Annotated in this window: 7 protein-coding genes; 4 read left to right on the forward strand and 3 right to left on the reverse strand. The window is 55.9% G+C overall.

Annotated features, from left to right (window positions below; all coding sequences use genetic code 11):
- Nucleotides 1-402: 402 nt before the first annotated feature.
- Nucleotides 403-1,764 carry a cytochrome P450 gene (locus AC3B8H_RS17460; protein WP_488442821.1) on the reverse strand — a complete coding sequence of 454 codons (1,362 nt, stop codon included), beginning with the start codon at nucleotides 1,762-1,764 and terminating at the stop codon, nucleotides 403-405.
- Nucleotides 1,765-2,041: 277 nt separating this feature from the next.
- On the opposite strand from AC3B8H_RS17460, the gene AC3B8H_RS17465 reads away from it, so the two are divergent.
- Complete coding sequence (locus AC3B8H_RS17465; protein WP_488442822.1) at nucleotides 2,042-2,449, forward strand: DUF2750 domain-containing protein; 408 nt, start codon at nucleotides 2,042-2,044, stop codon at nucleotides 2,447-2,449.
- Nucleotides 2,450-2,524: 75 nt separating this feature from the next.
- Here AC3B8H_RS17465 and AC3B8H_RS17470 read toward each other — a convergent pair whose 3' ends face one another.
- Both AC3B8H_RS17470 and AC3B8H_RS17475 read right to left on the reverse strand, forming a co-directional pair.
- A complete protein-coding gene (locus AC3B8H_RS17470; protein WP_488442823.1) occupies nucleotides 2,525-3,385 on the reverse strand; it encodes a carbon-nitrogen hydrolase family protein in 861 nt (286 codons plus the stop codon).
- Nucleotides 3,378-3,980, reverse strand: coding sequence for a GNAT family N-acetyltransferase (locus AC3B8H_RS17475; RefSeq protein WP_488442824.1), 603 nt, complete (start codon nucleotides 3,978-3,980; stop codon nucleotides 3,378-3,380). The genes AC3B8H_RS17470 and AC3B8H_RS17475 overlap by 8 nt, the downstream gene beginning before the upstream one ends.
- Nucleotides 3,981-4,278: 298 nt before the next feature.
- Here AC3B8H_RS17475 and AC3B8H_RS17480 point away from each other — a divergent pair, with 298 nt between their 5' ends.
- The 3 genes from AC3B8H_RS17480 to AC3B8H_RS17490 form a co-directional block, all read left to right on the forward strand.
- Nucleotides 4,279-4,521, forward strand: coding sequence for a hypothetical protein (locus AC3B8H_RS17480; protein WP_488442825.1), 243 nt, complete (start codon nucleotides 4,279-4,281; stop codon nucleotides 4,519-4,521).
- 628 nt (nucleotides 4,522-5,149) lie between these two features.
- Complete coding sequence (locus AC3B8H_RS17485; RefSeq protein ID WP_488442826.1) at nucleotides 5,150-5,482, forward strand: hypothetical protein; 333 nt, start codon at nucleotides 5,150-5,152, stop codon at nucleotides 5,480-5,482.
- Nucleotides 5,483-5,708: 226 nt separating this feature from the next.
- Nucleotides 5,709-5,961, forward strand: a 253-nt coding sequence (locus AC3B8H_RS17490) for an REP-associated tyrosine transposase (RefSeq protein ID WP_488442827.1), incomplete at its 3' end; no start/stop codon positions are given.

Below are 5,961 nucleotides of genomic sequence, written 5' to 3' on the forward strand. Positions count from 1 at the left end.
GGTTCAAGCGTCCCGGAAATCTCGTTCGCCGGTCATGAAAGCGACCTTGGCTAGTACTACACTGCGTCAATGCGCTAGTTTTGCCGGCGTTGAATCCGTCCCGGCGATTGGCGCGGTTGTGCCGCGCGGCATGCGCTCGGCAGGGTCCTACTCGTCGCTGCCGCGCATCGATATTGCGCAGCGTTTCCCCCAATACACGGCGCTCTCCGGTTCGCCGCGATCGCCGAACGGCCGGGCACGGGGAAGGAGTACCCGGGCCGGAACGATTCGTCGATGCTGTATTAAGTTAGTCGAGAAATGTTGCAATTCAATTGCAAAATCGGCTCGCGGCCGGAATATTGATTGGCGACGACGGCTCGCGGAACCCTATCGCGTTAACTTCGTTGCCATTGCGGATCACTATTACACCGCCGACACCCGCCCGACCACCGGGCCGTCCGGTTTCAGCGTCACGCTAAAGGCTTCCTTGAGGGTGAGATCGGTTTCAAAACGGAATTCCCGAAAAAAGCTGGCGATGATCAGCAACATTTCCAGTTCGGCGAAGTGCTTGCCAATGCAATTGTGCAGGCCGCCGCCGAACGGAAAGAACGCGAATTTGTGGCGCCGCGCGGCGCTGTCGTCCAGAAATCGGTTCGGGTCGAATTCGTCGGGGCGCGGCCATAGGCGCGGATGGTGGTGGGTGGCGTGCATCGTCAACAGCAGGATGGTGTCCTTGGCGATGGCGTAGTCGCCCAACTCGATGTCCGCCAGCGCCTGCGTGGTCAATGCCGAGGTGGGCGGATATAGGCGCAGGGTTTCGTTCAAGGCCGCCTTGGTGTAGCTCAGTTGGGCCAGATGGCCGGCCTGGAGCGGCTCGTCCGGCAGGCCGGCGATTTCGGCGGCGACTTTTTCGCGTACCGCCGGGTGCTTGCCGGTCAGATAAAAAAACCACAGCAACGTATTGATCGTGGTTTCCTGGCCGGCAAAAAACAGCGTGACCGATTCGTCGCGCAGCAAGTCGTTCGGCATCGTATAGCCGGTGCTTCGGTCCTGGGCTTGCAGCAACAGTGAAATCAAGTCCTTGCCGGGATTCGCGCGCTTTTGTTCGATTTCGGCGTACAGAAAGGCTTTTAGATGCTCGACCGCCGCGCGGTAGTTTTTGGCTCGTAGCGGTATCAGGCGCTTTAGCCGCTTGCCGAAGATCAGATGCACGCCCAGTTGCAGCGGCAATTCCCGACTGAGCACATCGATGACGTTGATCAGATGCGCGCCGTTGCTGAGCTGGTCCACCGATTTGCCGAGCAGGACTTGTAGAAAGATGCGCTGAATCAGACCGCGGAGTTCGGCGCTCAAATCGACATCGCCGCCGGCCGCACCCTTCACGCGCTCGGCGGCGCCGGCGGCTTCCGCGACAATCAGTTGCTCCCAAGCTTTCACGGCATCCTTGGTAAACATCGGCTGCATCAGGCGACGTTGCTTGCTCCAAACCTCGGATTCGCTGTTGATCAGGCCGTCGCCAAACAGCGCTTGCTTGGCGTCGTACATGAAGTCGCGATTCAGCAAGCCCTTGCCTTCCAGATTAAAAACTTGCTCGATGTATTCCGGGGCGCGGACGAACAGAATCTTCTTCTTGAATACGGTTCCCAGCGCCAGATCGCCGTGTTCCGCGTGGATGCGGGCCATCGTGGTCAGCGGTTGAAAGATCATGCGCAGCAACGCAAGAATCATCGAATGTTCGGGCAGGGTGGGTTTGCGGGCGGGATTGGCGATGGTCGAATGGTCCATGAGTGTGCATCTATTCGGTTAAGTGCCGACATTATCGGCTGATTGGGCCGCAAGGGTATAGTGCGGCGGCCTGAGGGGCGGAGATGCGGGTGCTTATAGACCGGCCGCCCGGCCGGATTCACGAATGTCGGGTTTGCGACAAATGTGGGCGAGCCTGTCCGACGACGCGGTGGCCGAGCGGCTCGCTGACCGCGAAAAAACCGCCGCCGCCGACGCATGCCGGGTATGGTGCGATTTTTGCTGAACCCAAATCATATTCATCAGCATAGGTCTCGACATGCGCTACGATCCCCACCCCGACGAAATTGCCGCCGTTCCGGATATGAGCGACGAAGAGCGATTGGAATATTTTCTGTATCGAATCTTCGAAACCGACGAAGTCTGGGGCTTGAAGGACGGGCCGCAGCCTTTGATTCGGGAGCTCGACGGCCGGAATACGCTGCCGGTTTGGCCTTACAAGCGTTATGCCGCCGATGCCGTCGCCGGGGAATGGGCGCATCTGGCGCCGGGCGTGGAGTCGGTCGATTTCTTTACCTATCAGACCTTGAACAAGCTGGCTCGGGAAGAAGTGACGGTGGAAATCATGCCCAGACCGGGAGCGGCCGGGTGTTTGATCACGCCGCAACGCCTGTTCGGCATGCTGGAAAATATGATGGAGTCCAGGGATTACACGGTCGGGGATTAGCGCGGTCGCAGGTTTTATAAAGCCCGTTGGCCGAAACCGAAGGTCTCGGCCAACTTTAACAGGACTGGTCGGCCGCTATCGGCAATCGAATTGCTTGGGCCAGTCGCGGTAGTTAAACACTTGGCCTTCCCGACGCACGGTTTCGACGGCGGTTAGATCCAGGTCGGCGTAAACCCATTGGACTCGGTTGTAGTCGCCGATCGCCAAAATGCCGTTGTTCGGAAAGCCGCGATCAACCGGCGTGTATATCGCCGCCGCGCCGCAATTGACGTCCACCGCTTCCGACCAGTCGGCGTTACCGACCAGCGAGGCCTGCACCACGTAGCACTGGTTTTCCAGCGCGCGGGCTTGGCAGCCGATCCGTACCCGGAAATAGCCGGCTTCGGTATCGGTGCAGCTGGGCACCAGAATCAACGTGGCGCCGCGCTCGGCTTGCTGGCGGGCGTAGTGCGGAAATTCGCTGTCGTAGCAGATGTTGATCGCGATTTTGCCGAATACGGTCTCGAACAACTTGATGTCCAGGCCGCGCGAGATATGCCATTGCTCGTTCTCGAAACGGGTCATGGTCAGCTTTTCCTGGTAATCCACGTCGCCTTGCGGCGTGAAAAAATAGGCGTGATTGCGGAATTCGCCGTTTTCGCGTTTGACCGGAAACGTGCCGGCCTGGATATAAACCCGGTGTTCGGCGGCCAGGGTTTGGAACAAATCCAGGTAGGGCGGCAGCAAGGTTTGCAACGCATCCAGCTGGCCGTTCAAGGACGAATAGACGTCTTTCGGAAACAGCGATGCCAATTCCATGCAGGCGTATTCCGGAAACAGCAGAATGTCGGCTTGATTATTGGCCGCTTCTTGCACCCAGCGGCGGGTTTTGGCTGCGAAGTTTTCCCAGGTTTCCAGGAAGCTGATGTCGTATTGGGCGCTGGCGATTTTAGGCACGGTCTTCTCTCAACCAAAAAGTCATCGGTTTGGGGGTTTCGGTCTCGTCGTCGAGATCTTTCCAGGTATAGGTGGTTTTCAGTTCCGGATGTTTGAAGTAACCGCGTTTGTTCCAGAACGCATCCAGCGGCACGTAGTCGGCCGGCCGGCGCGGATGATCGGCCGGGCGCTCGACGCAGCAAAAGGTGATGTGCTTGAAGCCGCCCAAATCCTCGGCATGGGCTTCGCGCTGTTCGAAGAATTTCACGCCGATGCCGAGGCCGCGATAGGCTTTGTTCAACACCGATTCGCCGCAGTAAAACACTTGGTCGGGATCGTATTTGTGGTCCACGAAAGGCTTTTTGACTTCGGCGGTTTCGTATTTCAACGGGATCGCGGTCGAGGCGCCGATGATCGCATCGCCGTCGAAGGCCAGCACGATCACGCTTTCCGGGCAGTCGATATAGGTTTGCAGGTATTTTTTCTCGTACTCGTAATCGCCGTCGTACAAATACGGAAAGTCGCGGAATACCTCGATGCGCAGCCGCGCCAGTTCGGGAATGTATTGAATCAAGGCTGCGCCGCTGAGGCGCTGAATGCGGATGTCTTTGCTCATGCTGGTTGCGGATGAATGGGTAAACAAAATATCGGCCGCCGGCAGGACGGTCGGGGCGGATATTGTATTGCAGGCACGCTGCGATTGCCTATCGGCAACGCTAAGCGCGACCGGGTTGTTTGACGTGAACAGGTTTTTTCGATGAGGTGTGGCACGCAAGTCGCGGCATCCGTATCGACAGTCCCGCGCCGGCGCGGGGCAACCGGGAATTCGGCCTTGCTTGCCGGATTGACCAGGCTTTTAAGCAATCCCGCCTAAAAGCTAATGATTGAAGACTAACCAAACTGGAGGAGTATTTATGGCAAAAGACTTGAATGAATTGCGCGCGGTATTGGATAAAATGGAAGAGATCATCAAAAGCATGACTGAAATGGACGCGGAAATATTGGATTTTGTCGATGCGAATTATCCCGATGCGCTGAACGAACAAAAGCTGATACAAACCTTCAAAACCGTCGGCGACGCCGAAGACGAGTTGCAAAGACAGATCGGTTTGCTGCGCAAGCATCTGGCCGCCGGTATTCCGGAATTGAATGCCTAAATCCGAAAAATCGGCATTTGATTTAACTCAAGCAGTCAAAGGATTCCCAATGAATTTTGGGAATTCGTTATTCGAAGCGAGCGGGTTGGATGCGCGGATTAATTCTACTTTGTCAGATTCTCGGTAGTGCTCGTTATTTCGGCAGGGATTCGCTTTGGCGCTCTGACGGGTGCCGAAATCCAGACCCCACGGACGGATCCAAGCTTACCATCCATGGCACTGGATGCCCGCATCCCGGCGGGCATGACGGCGTCGCTTAAATCTGACAAAGCAAGTTTAACCATTCATCAGCCATCGGGTTTTCGGTTGGGCACGGCATTTAAACCTGCAATTGGTCGATGCCATTGGCGGCAAAATGCTCGGCAATTGCGGCGATCAATCGTTGCACTGCCCGGGCCCAAACCCCTGAATGACCGAGCCAGGATATTGAACCCGGCACTTCGCAACCCGTTCAAAGACTTGGCAAAGCCGTCTGGTTGGCGCCGGTGCGACCGACCCGGCAAATATGCCGACCGGCGTGCTCTCCGAAGACCACAGGCCGAATCTCGTCATTAGGATAGCGATTCGCGCGACAACCCGTTAGCCAATTGCTATCGATAAGCCGGTTTAACCATTCGCCCTAGGTTTTTTGTTCGGCGCGTTGCGTGCAAGACTTTTAGTGTTGCGGGAATCACTATTTGCCTTGCGCGCAAGGCTTTTAACATTGCGCGCAAAGCTCGGAGCCTTGCGTTTATTGCTCGGAACGTTGCGCGCAACTCTTTTAGTGTTGCGGGAATTGCTTTTTGCCTTGCACGCAAGGCTTTTAACATTGCGCGCAAGGCTTGGAGCCTTGCGTTTATTACTCGGAGAGTTGCGCGCAACTCTTTTAGTGCTGCGGGAATTGCTTTTTGCCTTGCGCGCAAGGCTTTTAACATTGCGTGCAAGGCTCGGAGCCTTGCGATTATTGCTTGGAGAGTTGTGAGCAAGTCTTTTAGTGTCGTGGGAATGTCAATTTGACCGGAAATCAAGACTGGGAACGTCACAGATCGGCCAGAAGCGGCGGGAGGCGTTGTCGAGCCAATATCAGCGAAGTGATCGGACACCGACATTTAATCGCGGGAATAAGTCGCCAACCAAGCTTCCCGTATAACCAAGCCGACAAAAATCATCTTTAGTTTAGACTGTGGTCATTTGCGGATCATCCTTCAATGGTTAACTATCGCAGAGCGTATATCCCCGGTTCCACATGGTTTTTTACGGTTAACCTTTTACAACGCCATCAGAATGACTTATTGATACGGCGGATTGATCTGTTGCGCGATACGGTCAGAGCCGTGCGTGCGCGTTATCCATTTCAAATAGACGCGTGGGTTATTCTGCCGGAGCATATGCATGCTATCTGGACATTACCACCCGGCGAGGCCGATTTTAGTACCCGCTGGCGTTTGATAAAGAGCGGAT

The organism is Methylomonas sp. BG-2 (assembly GCF_057766305.1).